This window comes from Limosilactobacillus panis, from assembly GCF_019797825.1.
Classification (GTDB): Bacteria; Bacillota; Bacilli; order Lactobacillales; family Lactobacillaceae; genus Limosilactobacillus; species Limosilactobacillus panis_A.
Genome location: NZ_CP081855.1, coordinates 268,415 through 286,378, shown reverse-complemented (window position 1 = coordinate 286,378; position 17,964 = coordinate 268,415). Strand labels below are relative to the sequence as shown.

The window sequence follows — 17,964 nt, the reverse complement described above, 5'->3', positions numbered from 1 at the left end:
AAACGTAGTGCTTTTCATTTTGGAGGTTTTATTGTGGAAGATAAACGACGTTATAAACTTTACAAGCATGGCAAGCTATGGTGCTGTACAGCAGTTACCATTGCCTCTCTAACAATTGGAATGGCAGCCTTGCATGCGGATGCTTATGCAGATAACAATCAAATTACAACTAGCCTGGTTACCGATTCCAGTACTTCAAGGCCTGCACCAGCCCAGGCGGTTGCCACTACTACGGAAAATGAGGTTCCAGTCGACCAGGCAACTTTCAACAACCCATCTGCCAACAATGGCTGGCTTGACCATTACCAGGTCACTACTGATGAAAATGGTCAAAATATTTTCCGGGCGAGCGGCTGGCATGCCTGCGGTCAAAGCAATGGTGAACGTTACCGTTACGCCATCCTGTATGACAATACCGCCAAAGGAGAAATCTCACGACAAAGGGTGGCACCGGTAGACCGGCCAGATGTCCAGGCTACCTATCCCAACACTGCCAATAGCCGTTTTAGTGGGTTCAACGTTAGCTTTGTCCTCCCAAGTAACATTAACGGGCATTCCATCAGCCTAGTTGCCCGGTACAGTAATGACGCAATTAATGGTGAAGGTCAACGAACCGATTTCTGGTTTGCTCCCGTCATTATTGATAACACGAACCGCGCCAACCTCGACCAAATAGCATCTGACCAAAGTGCTGTCCTTCATTTGCGTGGCTGGCACGCCAGCAACCAGGCATCCGGCAAAAAATACCATTACATTATCATTTATGATCAGACAAGTAACCAGGAAATCGCTCGTCAGTTAGTAACACCCATTCAACGTCCTGATGTTGCCCAGACATTTCCGACAATCGGTAATGCGGCCGGATCAGGCTTTGACGTTACGTTCAAATTAACACCCCAATATAGCCAGGGCGCCGTCACAGTTGTTAGCAGGTGGACCAATGACCCAGTTGGCAACGGAACTGATACAACCGACTTTTGGTTTACTCCGGTTCGAAAAATTAACCGGGGCTGGCTGGGCCCTTACAAACTAAGCACGGGACGATTAACAGTTAGTGGTTGGCACGCCAATGATGCAGCAATTTATCAACCATATCATTTTCTTATTCTCTTTGATAATACCGCTAAAATGCAAGTAGCCAGTGCCCTTGTCCCTACTAACCCATCCCTTGACGTTGCTAAAGCTTATCCAGACACATGTTCAGCTGGTAATGCCCGTTTTAACTACGACTTCGCACGAATTCGCTTAACACCAGGGCATGACTACTCTTTGGTAAGTCGTTATTCAGTTATTGACCAGGGTAACGGTGATGATGGTGTTGCCGCTAACCATACTGGCTTTTGGTTCCCTATAAAAACTCTTAACCAGCAGGCATTCTCCATTGATAGCTACCAGATTGATGCTCAAAATAAACTGACCGTCAGTGGTTGGTTTGCCAACGACAATGCCATTGGTAAGAAATACGCATATGTGATTGTCCTGCAAGATGGTCAAGAAATTGGTCGCCAACGGGTCACCATGACACCTCGTGAAGATGTCGCTTCAGTTTACCCAATAATCTATAACAGTGAAATGAGTGGCTTTAACGCCGCTATCCAACTACCAACAACGGTCAACGGGAACTTAAATTTTGTCCTCCGCTTCAGCAACCAGGCTGATGGAGAAGGCAACTATGCCGATATTTATACCCAGCCAATTCAAAACGGTTTTTTGCGTAACCGGGTAATCTTCACTAAAGATAACCGCGCCTTTTACTACAATGACCGGGGGCAGGCGGTTAAAAACTTTGTTGCCAATGGTATCCTTTACCGAACCGATACTAACGGCAATATTCTTAATACCATCACAAAGAATACTGATACTCAAATCGGCCGAATTAACTTTACTGGCAACTTATCGGGAATAAAATAACCAAGGATAACCGTAAGCCGGTTCAAATTAGCATTAAATTAACCAATGGCGTCATTATTGATGGTTGGGCCACAATCAAATGGCAAGGAAACAGTAGCCTGGCTTGGCCAAAGAAGGGCTACCGCCTTAAGCTTTTTAAAGATCAAGCAATGACTAAAAAACTTAAGGTCGAGCTTCAAAATAGCGGCTTCAAAACTAACTCTTTCAACCTTAAAGCTTGCTATACCGACCCGACCGCGGGACTCAATATCGTCAATGCTGAGTTATTCAAGCAGATTACGGCTTCCCGACCCAATTTAGCTAATTCGATCGTTAACGATATGCCGAACTATGGTCAGGTTGCCGGCATCCCATTAGAACTGGGTATCAATAATCTTGACCAGGGTCTATACGTTTTAGAAACCTACCAGGAAGACAAGCTATATAACCTTGATGATAAGTTGTCAGACAACATTGCCTTAAGTGATAACCAATCTGACTTGTCAACATTCACCCAACCATTTACCACTGACGACCTTGTTGACACTGCATTTAACAACCGCTCACCAAAGAAGGTTGATCAATCGGTTGTCGACCGGTTTAATGAGCTCTACCAGCTAGCGAATGCGAGCGATGCCGACTATTACAAGCTAGAAGAGCAGTACCTCGACGTTTTCGCCGCAATTGACTACCTCACCTTCATTTCAGCAATTAATGACGTCGACGGAATCACGAAAAACATTACTTACATTAGCAAGGCGGGCAGCAAGTGGGTACTAATGCCTTACGACTTGGACATGACTTGGAATACCCTTTATAATGGCGCGATTATGTCGATAGATACCAATATAGAAGACCTGCTTAACAGCTACCAGCAGCGACTCGCCAATGTCGACCATTTTCTTGGCTTAATTTAATAACACAAAGCCCTAGTCGCGGACAAATCCGTACGCTAGGGCTTTTTAAACGAAAAAATCTTCCCAAATTAGTAGCTTGGGAAGATTTCGAAATTTAGCATATATGGTAATGAATGATTAAACATCTAAGGTCTTGCCATACTCATTGTTGATAGTGTCAACAACATCCTTGGCCTTCATGTTGTCTTCAACAATGGCTTTGCCATCACGAAGTGTGTAGGTGGTGTCATCACTCAAATTGTTAAAGTCAACATCGTTACCTTTAGCATCAACAAAATCAAACTTCGAGTTTTGGAAGTTCTTAAGAGCATCTTCATTAATTTCCATGATTATGCTTCCTTTCTTATTACATTATAATGCTTTTTCGTAAAATGTGTTAATTTTTCTGGTAAATTTAGCATTTCTTAAGTGCCCCGAAAACTTACCCTTGTCTTGACCGGTTTAATCGCCGTTCTCCATAATTAAGTAACCGGGTTAAGGAGAAGGTCAGAATAAAGTAAATCATCATCGCAATAAACAACGGAAAGGCACCCTTGTAAGTAGCGGACTGGACAAGCTGGGTTTGGTACATCAGTTCCGTGACCCCGATAACGGAAACAATCGAACTGTCCTTTAATAGGGTGATGAATTCATTACCTAGTGCGGGCCAAATGTTACGCAGCGCCTGGGGCATAATCACATACCGCATTGCCAATTTCTTGCTCATTCCTAAGCTTCGGGATGCTTCGACTTGTCCGTAATCAATGGCCTGAATTCCAGACCGGATAATTTCGGCCACGTAAGCCCCAGAATTAATGGAAACGGCAATAATTCCGGCAACTAGGGCGGGGATGTTTTGAATAATTTCACCGATTCCGAAGTAGACAAACATTACCTGGACCATCATTGGGGTCCCCCGGATAAATTCAATGTAGGCAATCGCTAAGCTATGCAAGATCCTATTCTTGGACCGCCGGAACATTGCAAAGATAAAGCCCAGGATGAAACCAAAGAAGACGGAGAAAACCGTAATGACCAGGGTGTAAACAATCCCCCGTACAAAGTAATTCCAGTAATTCAAAACGGTATTTTGCTTGGTCCCCTGACTCATGTACTTACCAGCCCGGGGAACGTATACTTTGTCAAAAGTATTGTGCTTTTGCAACTTGGTAATCGTCTTATTGGTAGCTGCAACAAGTCCTGGCGAGTCCTTAGCAACTGCCACAGCTGTCCCCTATTGTCCACTTACTTTGAAGTGGGGGTTAATGGCTTTCAACTTATCATTATTAGCAACGAAGGCCTTTGCCCGGGTCGAGTCCATTACAACCCCATCGACTTTGTGTGACTGGAGGGCAATGATTAAGTTGTTTACCCGGTCAAGGCCTTTAAGCTTGGCCCCCTTCATCTGTTGCTTGGCTAGGTCGTATTGCTCAGAGCCGTTCTGGGCCCCAATTACTTTCCCGTTAAAGTCTTTCAAGTTCTTGTACTTGGACTCTTCGGCCTTGTTGATGACGATATCTTGGTTGTCACCATAATAAACCTTGGAAAAGTCCACACTCTTGGCCCGTTCAGGAGTCGGACTCATGGCCGCAATCACAACATCAACCTTGTGCGTCTCTAAGGCCACTAATAGGGAATCAAAATTCATTACCTTAAACTCGGCTTTGACGCCCAAGTCCTTTGCTAGTTGTTTACCAAGATCAATGTCGATCCCGACCCGCTTGCTAACCCCGTTTTCCTTAACGGAGAATTCATACGGTGGATAATCGGCTGCCGTCCCAATTACAATCTTTCCCCGCTTTTTAATTGCCGCAACACTACTTTGCTTATCAGCAGCCTGATTCGATGAACTGCTGGCAGAGTTGGTATCCGCAAGTACCCCTGCTGGTGCAAACAGGAAAGGAAGGAGGATTGCAATCAGCAGTAATAATTGCTTGATTTTCTTCATATCAACACCTTCTTCAAAATTAATTGGTTTAAATATACATCTTCAGTAGTCATTATTCAGTATATTTTGTAAGAATAGTATTTTTATTCATTAGTTAGGTGAATCAATGTATAAAAAAGACCGGTACTCGTGTACCAGTCTCAGTAATTACTAAATCATATCAAATGACTACTTACCTGCTTGCCCTTGGGCTACTAAATAATGACGAATATTCCGCAGGCACTTATTAAATTCGACCCACTCATCAAAGGTCATATCGACTGCTGAAACCTGATAACGGTCTGGTGGCGTTACTTTAGCCATTTCCTTTGTTCCTCGTTTTAAAACTAATTTTTGACCATCAAGTTCGACGTCATAATGACGGCCACGCAGCCAATCTTGCAGGCTTTGAAACGTATCCGGATTCATTTTTCCACCTCCATTTGGGAATTGATTTAACTTAATTACAAATTAACTCTACAATAAAGGTAAGTATTATGAAAGGGGAATCACTTTAATGAAAACAATGACGAATGAAGATCTGTTATCAGTAATGAAAAATAATGATGTTGAGATCGACCCGGTAAGTAAGGGTGAAGATGTCTATTCATTTAAAATCGACCATCATCAGTTTGGCCACCTCGACAAGTACGGTAACCTGTATATGGATACTTTTGAAGAAGTAATTTCCCGTCCCCTCAGACTCGGCAAGAAAACCATTACCCGGTGGATCAAGTGGGCTGTTAAAGGGTTCAGAATCAACCGGCGAAGAATCGAAAAGTGGCAGTAAACTCTAAATTTTAAACAGTAAAAAATTGGTAATTTTTCCTGGGCCAACCTCTTTTTAACCCCCAGTTATTGAAATGTTTTTATAAAAGTAAGTATAATAGAAAAAGGAGGGGATTAGAATGTCATTAATGCAAAACGCTTCGGAAATCACCAAGACTGATAAACAGGTTTACCTAATCACATTTGTTCGACAGAGTACTGATCGGCCAATGTATCTAGACAATATGATCTACGAAACACCAGCAGCCGGGCACAAGTTTATGGCCAAGTTAGTTGACGCTTTCACCCAAGCTGGCTATCGGGAAAAGCAAGTCAATGATGACCACTATGAGCTTAATAATGGTCTGGATAAAATCTCATTAACTGGTAAAACACAAGACGTATACAAAGATTAATAAAACAAGTGCCAGTCTAAAAATATAAGTTCCGTTCGCAAACTAGATGGATTTGCGAACGGAACTTATATTTTTCTACGAATAGTCAAGTATATTAGGGTGTTTCTTTGAATTTAATTTAAGGCAGATTGCAAGAAATAACTTGAACGAATTTAGTGACGTAGATTAAGCAGGAAGATCTCGATTGGTGTATGCCAATTAAGACATTTAAGTGGCCGGGAATTCAAATACCAATTAATTTGAATCAGCTTGTGATCGCTTAACTCTTCAATGGCTTGGCCTTTGGGAATAAAGCGTCGTAAAACTCGGTTACGGTTTTCATTACTGCCTTGTTCATGTGGTGAATAAGCATGAGCAAAATAAACCGGAGTACCAGTTCGCTGCTCAATTGCCTGGTAGTTAGCGAACTCTTTACCATGATCTACGGTAAGCGTCTTGAGCTTGTCTTGAAGTTGACTAGCTAGTTCAAGTACGGCTTGAGTCATGGACTGACTGTCGCGACCATGGAGCCGTTTAACAATTGTCAGGCGACTCTTACGCTCCACAAAAGTAGCCACAGCTTGGCCTTTACGTTTGCCAGAAAGTACGGTATCAGCTTCAAAGTGGCCGAATTCCTGGCGAGTTTCGACTTTATGAGGCCGCTCCTCAATGGAGCGGCCGTGACTGAACGTACCACGCTTTTCTTTAGCACGATGACGACGCATTCCATGATCAGGCAAATCGGGCAACTGTACATCAAGCCATCCTTAATCAATCCAGTTATAGACCGTCTTGTAGGCAATTCCAACTACATGGGCAACTTGTTCAGGGGACCACTTCTGGACTTGAATCTTTTCCTCGATCAAGTGTTTAAGGTTTTTAGTGAGCGAAGACTTCCGCCCCCGTTGACTAACCTTGCGTTCAAAGTCAGTTTGCGCTAGCTCAGCCCGGTACTCACTATTTAGCCGGTGAAGTTCGTTAAAGATGGTGGTCTTACTAAAGCCTAAGTAGTTAGCGATGTATCGCAAGGAACGTCCTTCATTATGAAGCGTTTCAATGACAACACGGTTCTGGAATGATAAAATAGTGGTGCTCATCAAGGTCCTTCTTTCTAATGGATTGTGTGGTAACACCATTAAAGACCTTGATGGTTTTTTCTGTCCACTTAAATGTTCAACTTAAATTTTACAATCTACCATACATTAAAGTATACTATTTTAATCCAGCATCAACAATTTGCTAAAGTGTCATTAATAACATTTTAAATTCGCCGCACACAAAAAAATGGGCACAAAGCCGATTAAATCAGTGTATACAGCCTTTTTCCGCTGCAAGATCATGCACACAGCTTTTCTGTGTGCACAGCCGTGTGCATTACATTCTTAAATAAACAAAAACAATCTTTGATATACCTTTGCAAAACGTTGATATATCAAGGATTGATAAACTTTGTAAGTTTTATTTATGCTGACTAGAGGATTCGAACCTCCGACCTCATCATTACTAATGACGTGCTCTGCCAACTGAGCTAAGTCAGCATTTAACCAACGAATAATAGTATAACAGATATTAGCAAAGATGCAAAGGAAATTTTCAAATTACCAAATTATCACCATTTTTCCATAAAAAAAGGGGCTGTGACATAAGTCCCAAATAATTAATGGAGTTAGATGAAATTTTCGGATTTCATTTAACTCCATTTTCCTTTAAAATATTAGTAAAAGAAAAGACATCGACCTGACCGTCGATGCCTCCAAAATACCCTCGAAAGGATACAAAAACATTGGAACCTGATTATAACATGAATCAACTTAGTTTGAACATACCTACTGCTTATGAACCTGAGTTAAATCATCCAGCACGTTATATTAATCGGCTGGTTGAAAGCTTAGCGCTGCGGCGACCCAATATTATGGGTCGACCAAGAGAGTATGATCCACGAATGCTGTTAAAGTTAGTTTTACTGGCTTACAGCTATGGTATCATTTTCTCTAGGAAAATTGAACGCTTTGCTCGTGAAAACATTGTTGCGATGTGGTTGACTCAAGAACAGCGCCCAACCTACCGCACCATTGCTCGCTTCATTGTCTCCCAAGAATTGGAAGATATGATTCAGAGTAGTTTCAAGGAATTTCATGACTATTTAAAGGCTCAGGGAATGATCGATGAGGCTTCATTCATTGATGGCACTAAGATTTTAGCTAACGCAAATAAGTATTCCTTTGTTTGGAAGAAACGCACCATTAAGTATCGCGAATTAAACGTTGAAAAGGCTCAAAAACTAATTCGTGAAATTAAGCAAGCAGAAGTTAAGATTGATGTTGATGAAGATAGCTTTGACATTGATCAACTTGATACGATTATTGCCTTACTTGAACAACGGATTGAAGAGTTAAACCAACGGGTGGCCGAAACCGCAAAGGTTTCGCCCAATCCGGTCAAGCAGGAACGACGTCATGCCAAAAAGTATCTCCATGCTTTAGACCATTGTCGTCAAAAGCATCTTGAATACCAAGCCCAATCGCAGATTGCTGGCCAACGTAATAGCTATTCCAAAACCGATCATGACGCTACTTTTATGCGTTTAAAGGAAGATCCGATGCGTAATGGTCAAACAAAGCCAGCGTATAATCTTCAAATTATGACTAGCTCACAGTACGTGCTGGGTTATGAACTCATGCAGAACCCAACCGATACTAGAACATTAATCCCATTCTTATCTCATCTCGCCCAGAACGAAGTTTTGGGGCGAGAAATTGTTGCCGATGCTGGTTACGGATCAGAACGCAATTATAAGTATATCGAAGATGAGCTATCTGATTGTACAGCTTTAATTCCTTACAGCACCATGATTAAAGAGAATAGCCGTAAGTGGCGTTCTGATGATCGAAAAGTAATGAACTGGGAATATCATGAGGCTGATGACTTTTATGTAAACCCACAGGGCGTCCGATTCAACTTTAAACGATACGCATACCGAAATGATAAATACAAATTCCGTCGTGATTTCAAAGTATATCAAGCAGAGAAGTATGATGAGAATCATCAAATTATTTCTCAGGCATTAACACCACATGGGAACACTAAGTACCTTATGGTGAACCCACAGTGGGAATATTTTAAGTCGAAAGCTCGCGAGTCGCTTTCAAATTCCAACACTTACTCCCGTCGTAAGTACGATGTAGAGACTGTTTTTGGTAACTTGAAGGCTTATTTGGGTTTTAAAAGATTCACAGTACGTGGTCTTAAGAAAGCCAAAAGACAAATTGGGATTGCTTTAATGGCATTAAACATGAAGAAAATGGCCGGGAGGCCGCTCATTTTCTCAAAATATTCAGATAATCAAAAAGCTCCATTCAGAATTTTTGTTAAATTCCGAATGGAGCTTCTGATTCAGAGGCTTTTGTCACAACCCCCTGACAAGAAAATGCCATTACCGTTACTGTCCGCACCTCCTTTTGGCAATGCGAACAGCACTAAATTATCCGCACCACCTATTCAATGATCCGAATAATAATAATTTTAACTTGTGCATTGGCAGTTAAAAGCATTCTCTTGTCCTCTCTTTCGTTAATTGATGTTTTATATATTATCATGGCTAAAATTAAAATACAATAATTTTTCACATTTATTTTTAATTTTGGTGTCAACCATGGTCAAAACCTAGGCACGAATGCCCTCAAGTCCCTCTTTTACAATCAAGATAACTAATAGGAGGGAGAAGATACTGTCTGACCACCACCAGCCCTGCCAGATGGTTAGCAGGTTGCCAACCAAGACTGCTCCAGCGGTATAGGCACAGGTTAAATTACACATGGCATCCTCTTTGAGAGCTGCTGAGTCAATCTGCTCAGCGATCCGGAGCTTGATAACCATCAAGATTGGCATGCAAATCAGCGATGCCAAGGCCATTAGGGTACCTAATAAACTTCTTTCAGCACCTTGGTGAGTCAACAGGTTATATCCAGACGTTACGATAATGTAAACAGCCAGGGCCATCAAACACCAACCAACGATCCGACTGGCCTGCCTTTCCACTTTTGCAATTGCACCAGCTGACAGGCGGGTACTAACCAGTAACCGCCATAATAGTGCACCTCCGGAGATAATTTCCAGTAAACTGTCAAGGCCAAAGGCAATTAGCAAAAGAGAATGGGCCTGAATTCCTGACCAGCAGCCAATTAAAAATTCAAGCACCATCCAGGCCAGGGAAAAGATTTCCACCATAATACCTTGAAAATAAGGCTTTGGAGTTACCATCTCATTTCACCTCCCATTTCTTTATTCAATATACCAGGTCAATTATAACGAGGTTGGTAGAAATGTTAAATTACCACTCAGATTTTCCCAATCATTGTCTGGATGAAAGAGTTATTTGACAAAGCGTCCCTATTGATACGGGTTAAAGTGATCAAAGTGACTTAGCCTTGAATCGGGCTTAAATGGTCGTTGGTAAATGTACTCAAACAACTTCTGGTATTGGTAGTACAACCGTTGCTCGTTCTCATTTGGCGCCGGCTCATAGTAGTGGCGGCCGATTAAATCAGCTGGTAGATATGGTTGCTTAGCGACTTTCTTCGGTTCTTCAAACATGTTTTTCATTAATCCGGCACCACGCAACTTGTCCGCTCCCTTATAATGAACATCCAGCAGGTACGGTGGCATCGGGTGCTGACTAGCATTTTGGGCGTCCTTTGCTGCCCGCCGGTAAGCTTGCATTGCCGAGTCGGACCGCGGACTGATTGCCAACAACATTGTCGCCATGGCCACGTGGGTACTAGCTCGTGGCAAGCCAATCTCTAAGGCCGTATTGGCAAGCGTGATTACCTGGACGGCCCGCGCCGGGTCAGCCATGCCCATATCAAGAGCACTCATGTCTTTCAAACTGCGCACGACCGATTCAAGATCCCCAGCCTCCAGTAAAACCGCTAAATAGTAAAGGGCGGCATCGGCATCAGAACCCTCAACAGAGTCACGCCATGCTGAAAGGTAGTCATAATGCTGGGTGGCATCCTTATCGTATGTCAGGTGCTGCTGGCGGCTAAAATTTCTTACCTGGCTAACCGTCAGTTTTTCCTGGTACATGGCGTAAAGGGTATCAAGAACATTCAATGCCGTCCGCACATCACCATTGCCGGTGTTGGCAATCATGTGAGCAATTTCGGCAGGAATTTGGTAATCAAAAACCCGGTGGGCGGCCCGGACGACCATTTGTTGGATATCCGCCGTCTTTAAAGGATGAAACTCAAAGATCTGACAGCGGGACCGAATTGCGGGAACAAGTGATAAAATCGGGTTCTCCGTGGTCGCTCCGACCAAAAGAACATGACCATTTTCCAGGTAGGGTAATAGGTAGTCCTGGATTGGTTTAGTCAAGCGGTGAATTTCATCCAGGAGCAAGACGAATGACTCAGTCGGGTGGCGATTAATCAACTTAGTTAACTGACCCTTGTTTTCAATGCTGGCGTTGAACTGTTCAAAGGGGTAGTGGAGTTCGTTAGCAACCACGTGGGCAAGGGTCGTCTTCCCCGTTCCTGGTGGCCCCCACAAAATCAAGGGGATGGGGATGTGTTGATCAATGATTTGACGAAGTGGCTTCCCGGCCGCCAACAAGTGCTCCTGACCCACCATCTCAGTTAGTTTATGCGGGCGCATCCGGTTAGCCAGTGGCTGCTTAAAGTGTCCACCCGCCGGACTGCCAAATAATGATATATCTTCAGCCATTACCAGTTCTCCTTTCATCTAACAATCAGTTCTTCTACGAGAATAAGACACCATCAAGGACAAAGCTACTAAAGTAACTTGACTGTAACGTTGCGTCCTAGTTTATGCTGAACAACAAAACAGAAGGGAGTTTTTCTAATGATCAAACTATTTGTATCACCGCAAAGTAGTTCATCGCGCAAGGCCCGGGCGTAGTTAGAAGATCACCACCTCGCCTTTAGTGAACGCAACGTCGCAAATAGTCGCCTCACCTTTACGGAGTTTAAACAAATCCTTTACCTAACCGAAAATGGTACAAAAGATATTATCTGTACCCGCTCTAAGGCTTACAAGCGGTTAAAGGTACGGGTGCTTAATGACGACCTATCGCTAAAAGAGCTGCTAGGGCTGATCAACCAGAATCCGTCTCTTCTACGATACCCGCTAATCGTTGATGAGCAACGGCTCCAGATTGGTTATAATGCCGACGATATCCGCCAGTTTATTCCCCGCGAAGTCCGCATTCTTGAATTGCAGGCTGCTCAATGCCGGGCGAACGTTGCCTAGTTAAAAACGTTAAGCGTTTACACTAGTATTTCCTGTTGAGCTAGTTTAAAATTTATTTACGAAGACGCACTCTGGCTTTGTAAAGGTAGGCTAGTTTAATGATCCATAACATCCAAACCGTTTCTAACTATATCCAAGAAATTGAAAAGTTGATTAACAATAAGGAACATAATTATTACTTCCGTGGGCAAGATGATGCCTTTTCTAATACCTTGCCAGCAATTTTTCGGAGTCGGAAACTGCTCGATAACGAAGACAACCTGTTTAATGACTTCCTCATGACGGACCCCCAGCTCTTCGAAAAGTGTCGGACAAACTTTGAACGGATGGCACTTATGGAACACTACCACCTGCCGACCCGGCTACTGGATGTTAGTTCTAACCCCCTGATTGCCCTCTTCTTCGCGGTCAAGGGCGGTCAGGGAAATGGTGAAGTTTATGTTTATAAGGACCAACCGAATCCCGATAAACTAGCGAAAATGTTGAACCAGCGCGGTTGGCACAACCTAATCAACGAATATAATTTTAAAAGCGGCCTTACCAACCATAACTACTTCAAAAAGAATGCTTTCAGCAATGAGATGCAACTAGAGTCATCGCTTGCCCGCCAATCAATGGCGGACAAAAGCTCGTTTTTCCAGACTGTCAAAAACTTCTATCAATTAGATAATAGCTACATTGCTCAGCAGCATCGCCTATGGAGTGATGACTACTTGAACTATTTCGAAGATGAAGATTCAAATTACTTTGCCGAGTTCAAGCACGACCTTCAAACCCTGCCTTTCCTCCGGCTGTTTGAAGAGGCCAAGCGCGATATCCCAAGTTTCGCCAATAAGCTAAACCCGCTTGAACTAATCGTGCCCAAGATCGTCACAAGTAAGCGGATGAGCCGACGGATGGAAAACCAGCAGGGGCTTTTCCTTTTTGTGCCCTTCATTGGTGACGAATATGACCAATCATTGGAAATCGATTATGAAGAGGTTGAAAAGCGGGCCCAGCTGGCAATCGATATTCTCAGTCTCTATAATTCGGAAAACCCAGATGAAAAGGAAAAGTACATCATCCCCGCCCAGTACAAGCGACCGATCCTGGACGAACTGGCCAAGCTTGGGATTGATTACAGTTTCATCTATCCTGAAGATCACGCCAAAAAGGCGGAGATGATCAAGGACAAGTACCTAGGTCTTTAACTAAAGCTAGTAAAGCCTTGCACGGTAAATTGGCGTGCAAGGCTTTTGTTTGTCTTATGCGGTGACGGTTCCCTTCTGGTCTTGCGAAAGGTCACGAGCATATGGGGTGATGGTATCCCAAGTCGAATGAACCACCTTCCATTCACCGGTGGTGTTCTTCTGGAAAACCTCGACCACATTGTATTTCATATTAATAAAATTCGTATCAGCAAACAGCTGGTAGGTCAAGATGGCAGTGTCGCCATGCAGCTGAACCCGGGGTGCCACAAACTGGTAAGTGTCGGCGTGCATCTTTCCCGCCAGGTTCTTATCCATAAAATCCTTAATCGCAGCAAAGCTATCCACCCGTTTGGCATGGTCAAGTATCAAAGTAAGAAAAATCATCGTGCGACCAAATATCATAGTAACCGGTCATGTCACCAGCATAGTACTTATCAAGGGCTCCTTCTTCCATTTCAATAACGTGTTTAGCAACTGTCTTCGCACTTTTCATTTTCGTTCTCCTTTTTCTTTTAACGGTATTATTCACCGTAACGTTGGGAAACAGTCAAATTCCTTTGCTAAATAATTTGGTAAGCAAGAATACTATTTTCCGTCAGGCCGAGGCGTTTGATGTCCACCCCGAGATTAAATTGCCAGAGGTCATTACCAATTTTGAGACCTTCTTGGGCCACAAAGTCACTAAGTGCAGCAAGGCCCTTCTCAATCCCTGCACCGTCATTTTTGACCTTAACCACCACGTACTCACCATTGGCCTGGTTCATCACTGGCATGTTTACCTGGCTGGCAAAGGACTTTTCCTTAATAATTCGGAAGCCGGCATCGGCATAACGATTTGCTTGGGCCTGAGGTAAGTCGGTCAAGAAACCAGATAGCATGTTATTGGCCATAATTCCCGCGCCAAGCCGCTGGTAGAAATTGCTGTATGCCTGGGCGATTTCTTTTTCTGAGCAGTCCACTTTAAAGTCCGAGCACCAAAACTCACGAAGCGGGAAGAAAATTTTCTTGACGACATAAAAGCCAACATTCGTCAGTTGGGTGTTATCTTCTTCCTTCTGGTCTAGGATTGCTAGTACCTGCTGGAGATTCTTAATTCGTGTCTGAACCTTTTCTTTCAGTTCGCCAAGTTTCCTGTTAAGCGTCTCTGAACTATTATCGTTGAGGTAATCTTTAATATTTCCCACTGAGAGTCCGAGGTCGCGGAGCCCCAGAATAAAATTCATCTTGTAGATCTGCTCATAGCCGTAGTAACGGTAGCCATTAGCCATGGCCTTTTTGGGCTTGAAGATTCCCTTTTGGTCATAAAAAAGAAGCGTTCGCCGGGTTGTGCCGACTGCCTTAGCAAATTGTGAAATGGTCATTAGCTGCTTATCATCCATTTTTTCATTCCTCTTTTAGGATAGGTTTCTTTTAAAGGACTACTACGTGCTTACCGCTAAACTTGCCCGACTCCAAGTTAGCTTGCGCCTCACCGACCTCACTCAGGCCGTGGTAAACTTTGGCAAGCGGTACGGTAAGTTGACGGTCTTCAATCAATTTGAGGATGTGGTTAAAGTACTTTGCCGGCAAGTCCTTAGCCTCGCCAGCGTAGCTCGTCAGGAAAACACCGGTTGGAATCATGAATGGCGAAAAGTTGTTCAGTGTCCACTTCCCACCGAGGGCCCCGGTAAAGCAAGTATAACCATCTTCCTTAACTAAGCCCATATCCTGGAAGAGAGTTGAAAAGCCAACTAGTTCCAGTACCTTGTCGACCTTGTCTGGTGCAATCTTCTTGACCCGGTCAGCAAAGTCCCGGTCATCCAAAACTGGGTAATCATTTCCCAACTTCGCCATTGTAGCCAGCTTGTTTTCGTTTCGCGTGCTAGCAATCACTTTGGCACCCATGTGATACGCCAGGACAGCCGCCATCAGGCCAACCGTCGAGCTGCCACCCCAAACTAAGAGAAGGTCACCCGTTTGCACGCGAAGGCCCTGGGTAATTGAACCATAGGCGGTCTGGAGCATTTCTGGTAAAGCACCGATGATTGACCAGTCAAGGCCACTTTCAAATGGAATCAGGTTCTTCTCCTTAATCAACATGTATTCAGCATAGGAACCATCAATGGCGCGACCCATGCCGCCCATCATTGTGACCACCTTTTGGCCCGGCTTAAAATTGGAGCCCGCGTTGACCCGGTCAATGATTCCTACCCCTTCGATACCAAGGATCCGGGGAAATTTAAAGTCTGGTGAAGATTTACCCTTCCGGCTCGTTACCTCGGATTCGTTAACGCCAAAGGCCTTGACCTTGACCAAGGCGTAACCAGGCTTTAGCTGGGGAACCGGCACCGTCGTCGGGTGTAATTCATCAGCAGCACATGGCTGGGTGAGTTGAATAGCTTGCATTGTATCCTTTGACATAATTAAAGCCTCTTTTTGTTTCTTTATCATTAAATGTATCCTGTAACGTTGCGTAACAGTCAATTGGTATTTCGAATAATGTTAAAAAAGGCGCTAGTATCCGAAAAAACCGAATACTAGCGTCCTCTTAGTACTTTCCTAAAGACCAGCTTCACGTGAAGACAAGCCATCAATCGTCAATCACCGTAATCCGTTGCTGGTGGTGAGGGGCGCAAACCTCGTTGATAACCAACTTGGCCATCGTCCCCGCGGTGACTTGTGATTGACCATCCCCGTTAACCAGTAAGTCGTCACCCCCGATAACGTATTTACTAGCCGGGCCCGGCACAAACATGGCCGACGGCGAAATACCCAGCCAATCAACGTCGTTAACCGTCATCAGGTATTGATACTCCTTAAGCTGTTGACGAGGCGTATTGATCCATTTATCCGCCCCAGGGGTTTTGGCGATGTCTTCCACGAAGTAATGGCGGTTACTGCCCGTCCGCAGGCTGCCGGCACCCAGAATAAAGATCAGTCGTGCCGGGTGCTGCTGGGCGACCTGGACCAGTTTCTTCGCCAGGTCAAGCTGCTGGTCAGCGTGGGCCGGGCCCGGATTAAAGGCGTCCACAATAATGTCAAATTCCCCCAGCGTAGCGGAACTCAACGTCAAGACATCCCCCATCAGCAGGTTGGCGTTAGCGCCCAGAACCTGGCGGGCCTTGGCTTCATCACGGATAATTCCCGTCACTGCTAATCTATCCTTCCCTACTGCCTGCTGGTAAATCGCACTACCGGCCATCCCGGAAGCACCAATGACCGCCACTTTTGTCATAGTCGTCACTCCTTACTATTTTATAGTTACCTTACCATAAAACAGTACTCGCCAGTAAACATTACGACTCCCACTCGCCATCATTTTTAGTTCGGCTTTGAAATATATAATATAGCTTCTCTTTCGTACCAAGATATTTCGGCACTAGAATGTCTTCAATAAGAAGCGCTGTGGAGTGCCCAGTAATCTTATCTCGTCAACGCCTATAGCCAACGAACAGGTCTAGCGAATCCTTAACTTGTACTGATTCGAATCATTAGCCCGGCCAACAAGAACCGGATTATAATAAAAAAGTTAGGAGGCCCACCATGACAATCGAAGAAGAGACTTTCCAAAAGCAGCGCCCGGATTTCACTAAATTCCTCGCTGCCGGTTTTACTAAGCGCAAACATTACTACTAGTTCAAGCAAGACTTTATGGATGGACAGTTCCGGGCAATCATCCGGGTCAGTCGTGATGGTCAAATCAGTGGTAACGTCATCGACAACGGTACCGGCGAAGAATATCTCCCCCTGCGAGCAATTCACTGTGGTCCCTTTGCCGCCCAAGTTCGTACCTCCTACATTGACCTCCTCCACGAAATTGCCCGGAAATGTTTTATTACTGAACCTTTCCATAGTGACCAGGCCAACCGGCTCGCCGCCTGGATTAACCAGGAATTTCACGATCAGCCAGAATTTGTCTTCAAAAAACTACCCGACTATGCGGCCTTTCGTGAACCCCAGTCGCAAAAGTGGTACGGGTTAGTAATGAACATCCCCCGGGCCCGATTAACTGATAAAGGGGCACCCGACCAAGCCAAGATCGAAGTTATCGATCTCCGCTGTACCACTCAACAACGTTCTGCGCTCCTCAAACGAAAGGGAATTTATCCCGGTTACCACCTCAGCAAGAAAAACTGGGTTTGCGTGACCCTTGACGACCACCTAGGTGACGAGAAACTTCAAAAGCTTGTCCAGGACAGTCGGCAAATTCTTACCAAGCCCCGGGCCTGGTTGATTCCTGCTAATCCGAAGTACTACGACATCATGCACGCCTTCATTAACAACAACACCATTACCTGGAAGCAGTCGACTAAGGTCCGGGTTGGTGACACAGCATTTCTCTACGTTTCCGCACCGATCAAGGCAATCATTTATCGCTGTCGGGTGGTTGAAACTGATATCCCCTATGATTACCAGAGTCCCCAGTTAAAAATCAACCGGGTCATGAAGCTCCAGTTCGAAAAGGAGTACGCTCACAATCAGTTTTCCCTTTCCTACATCAAGCAACACGGGGTGACCTCTGTCCAAGGGCCGCGCCACGTCCCGGCAGATTTGCTTAAGCAGCTTGAGAAGTAAGAAGTGGCACTGGAAAAAGGACTCGTCACTCTCTAGCTGGCGGGCCGCTTTATTTACTCGCAGACTCACCTGGT

At 44.4% G+C, this 17,964-nt stretch carries 16 protein-coding genes, 1 tRNA gene and 3 pseudogenes; 8 read left to right on the top strand and 12 right to left on the bottom strand.

The window, feature by feature from the left end:
- Positions 1–33: 33 nt before the first annotated feature.
- Both KZE55_RS01350 and KZE55_RS01345 read left to right on the top strand, forming a co-directional pair.
- The gene (locus KZE55_RS01350; protein WP_222258657.1) at positions 34–1,911 is read left to right on the top strand and encodes a KxYKxGKxW signal peptide domain-containing protein; all 1,878 of its coding nucleotides are present in this window, start codon (positions 34–36) and stop codon (positions 1,909–1,911) included.
- Complete coding sequence (locus KZE55_RS01345; protein ID WP_222259836.1) at positions 1,896–2,807, top strand: CotH kinase family protein; 912 nt, start codon at positions 1,896–1,898, stop codon at positions 2,805–2,807. Before KZE55_RS01350 ends, KZE55_RS01345 begins: the two co-directional genes overlap by 16 nt.
- Before the next feature lie 117 nt (positions 2,808–2,924).
- Here KZE55_RS01345 and KZE55_RS01340 read toward each other — a convergent pair whose 3' ends face one another.
- The 3 genes and pseudogenes from KZE55_RS01340 to KZE55_RS01330 all read right to left on the bottom strand — a co-directional run bounded on the left by KZE55_RS01340 (position 2,925) and on the right by KZE55_RS01330 (position 5,142).
- Positions 2,925–3,134 carry a hypothetical protein gene (locus KZE55_RS01340; RefSeq protein WP_222258655.1) on the bottom strand — a complete coding sequence of 70 codons (210 nt, stop codon included), beginning with the start codon at positions 3,132–3,134 and terminating at the stop codon, positions 2,925–2,927.
- A 94-nt stretch (positions 3,135–3,228) separates the two neighbouring features.
- Positions 3,229–4,734: pseudogene (locus KZE55_RS01335) on the bottom strand (ABC transporter substrate-binding protein/permease).
- 168 nt (positions 4,735–4,902) lie between these two features.
- The gene (locus KZE55_RS01330; protein WP_222258653.1) at positions 4,903–5,142 is read right to left on the bottom strand and encodes a hypothetical protein; all 240 of its coding nucleotides are present in this window, start codon (positions 5,140–5,142) and stop codon (positions 4,903–4,905) included.
- 88 nt (positions 5,143–5,230) lie between these two features.
- Here KZE55_RS01330 and KZE55_RS01325 point away from each other — a divergent pair, with 88 nt between their 5' ends.
- The gene (locus tag KZE55_RS01325) at positions 5,231–5,503 is read left to right on the top strand and encodes a hypothetical protein (RefSeq protein WP_222258651.1); all 273 of its coding nucleotides are present in this window, start codon (positions 5,231–5,233) and stop codon (positions 5,501–5,503) included.
- Between the two features lie 118 nt (positions 5,504–5,621).
- Positions 5,622–5,897 carry a hypothetical protein gene (locus KZE55_RS01320; protein ID WP_047767846.1) on the top strand — a complete coding sequence of 92 codons (276 nt, stop codon included), beginning with the start codon at positions 5,622–5,624 and terminating at the stop codon, positions 5,895–5,897.
- Between the two features lie 152 nt (positions 5,898–6,049).
- On the opposite strand, the pseudogene KZE55_RS01315 reads toward KZE55_RS01320, so the two are convergent.
- Positions 6,050–6,973 (bottom strand): annotated as a pseudogene (locus tag KZE55_RS01315) (IS30 family transposase).
- Positions 6,974–7,341: 368 nt separating this feature from the next.
- Positions 7,342–7,414 (bottom strand) — tRNA-Thr (locus tag KZE55_RS01310).
- Between the two features lie 245 nt (positions 7,415–7,659).
- Between KZE55_RS01310 and KZE55_RS01305 the strand changes: the two genes are divergently transcribed.
- A complete protein-coding gene (locus KZE55_RS01305) occupies positions 7,660–9,381 on the top strand; it encodes an IS1182 family transposase (RefSeq protein WP_463674775.1) in 1,722 nt (573 codons plus the stop codon).
- Positions 9,382–9,539: 158 nt separating this feature from the next.
- Here the strand turns inward: KZE55_RS01305 and KZE55_RS01300 are convergent, their stop codons facing one another.
- Positions 9,540–10,136 (bottom strand): cation efflux transmembrane domain-containing protein, encoded by a 597-nt coding sequence (locus KZE55_RS01300; protein WP_222258649.1) that lies wholly within the window; start codon positions 10,134–10,136, stop codon positions 9,540–9,542.
- A 129-nt stretch (positions 10,137–10,265) separates the two neighbouring features.
- On the bottom strand, positions 10,266–11,600 hold the full coding sequence (locus tag KZE55_RS01295; protein WP_222258647.1) for a replication-associated recombination protein A: 1,335 nt from the start codon (positions 11,598–11,600) through the stop codon (positions 10,266–10,268).
- Positions 11,601–11,807: 207 nt separating this feature from the next.
- On the opposite strand from KZE55_RS01295, the pseudogene spx reads away from it, so the two are divergent.
- Together spx and KZE55_RS01285 are read left to right on the top strand one after the other, a co-directional pair.
- Positions 11,808–12,146: pseudogene (gene spx, locus KZE55_RS01290) on the top strand (transcriptional regulator Spx); the annotation flags it as partial.
- A gap of 98 nt (positions 12,147–12,244) precedes the next feature.
- Positions 12,245–13,336, top strand: coding sequence for an FRG domain-containing protein (locus KZE55_RS01285; RefSeq protein WP_222258646.1), 1,092 nt, complete (start codon positions 12,245–12,247; stop codon positions 13,334–13,336).
- A gap of 54 nt (positions 13,337–13,390) precedes the next feature.
- Here the strand turns inward: KZE55_RS01285 and KZE55_RS01280 are convergent, their stop codons facing one another.
- The 5 genes from KZE55_RS01280 to KZE55_RS01265 form a co-directional block, all read right to left on the bottom strand.
- Positions 13,391–13,720 (bottom strand): Cif family virulence factor, encoded by a 330-nt coding sequence (locus KZE55_RS01280; RefSeq protein ID WP_202812208.1) that lies wholly within the window; start codon positions 13,718–13,720, stop codon positions 13,391–13,393.
- Complete coding sequence (locus tag KZE55_RS10175) at positions 13,695–13,829, bottom strand: hypothetical protein (RefSeq protein WP_261313269.1); 135 nt, start codon at positions 13,827–13,829, stop codon at positions 13,695–13,697. The genes KZE55_RS01280 and KZE55_RS10175 overlap by 26 nt, the downstream gene beginning before the upstream one ends.
- Before the next feature lie 67 nt (positions 13,830–13,896).
- Complete coding sequence (locus KZE55_RS01275; RefSeq protein ID WP_222258644.1) at positions 13,897–14,715, bottom strand: MerR family transcriptional regulator; 819 nt, start codon at positions 14,713–14,715, stop codon at positions 13,897–13,899.
- 31 nt (positions 14,716–14,746) lie between these two features.
- Entirely contained in the window at positions 14,747–15,736 is a 990-nt protein-coding gene (locus KZE55_RS01270; protein WP_261313268.1) for a zinc-binding dehydrogenase, read from the bottom strand.
- Between the two features lie 169 nt (positions 15,737–15,905).
- Positions 15,906–16,550, bottom strand: a complete 645-nt coding sequence (locus tag KZE55_RS01265; protein WP_222258642.1) for an NAD(P)-dependent oxidoreductase — start codon at positions 16,548–16,550, stop codon at positions 15,906–15,908.
- 416 nt (positions 16,551–16,966) lie between these two features.
- Here KZE55_RS01265 and KZE55_RS01260 point away from each other — a divergent pair, with 416 nt between their 5' ends.
- Positions 16,967–17,890, top strand: a complete 924-nt coding sequence (locus KZE55_RS01260) for an MmcQ/YjbR family DNA-binding protein (protein WP_261313267.1) — start codon at positions 16,967–16,969, stop codon at positions 17,888–17,890.
- Positions 17,891–17,964: the final 74 nt, after the last annotated feature.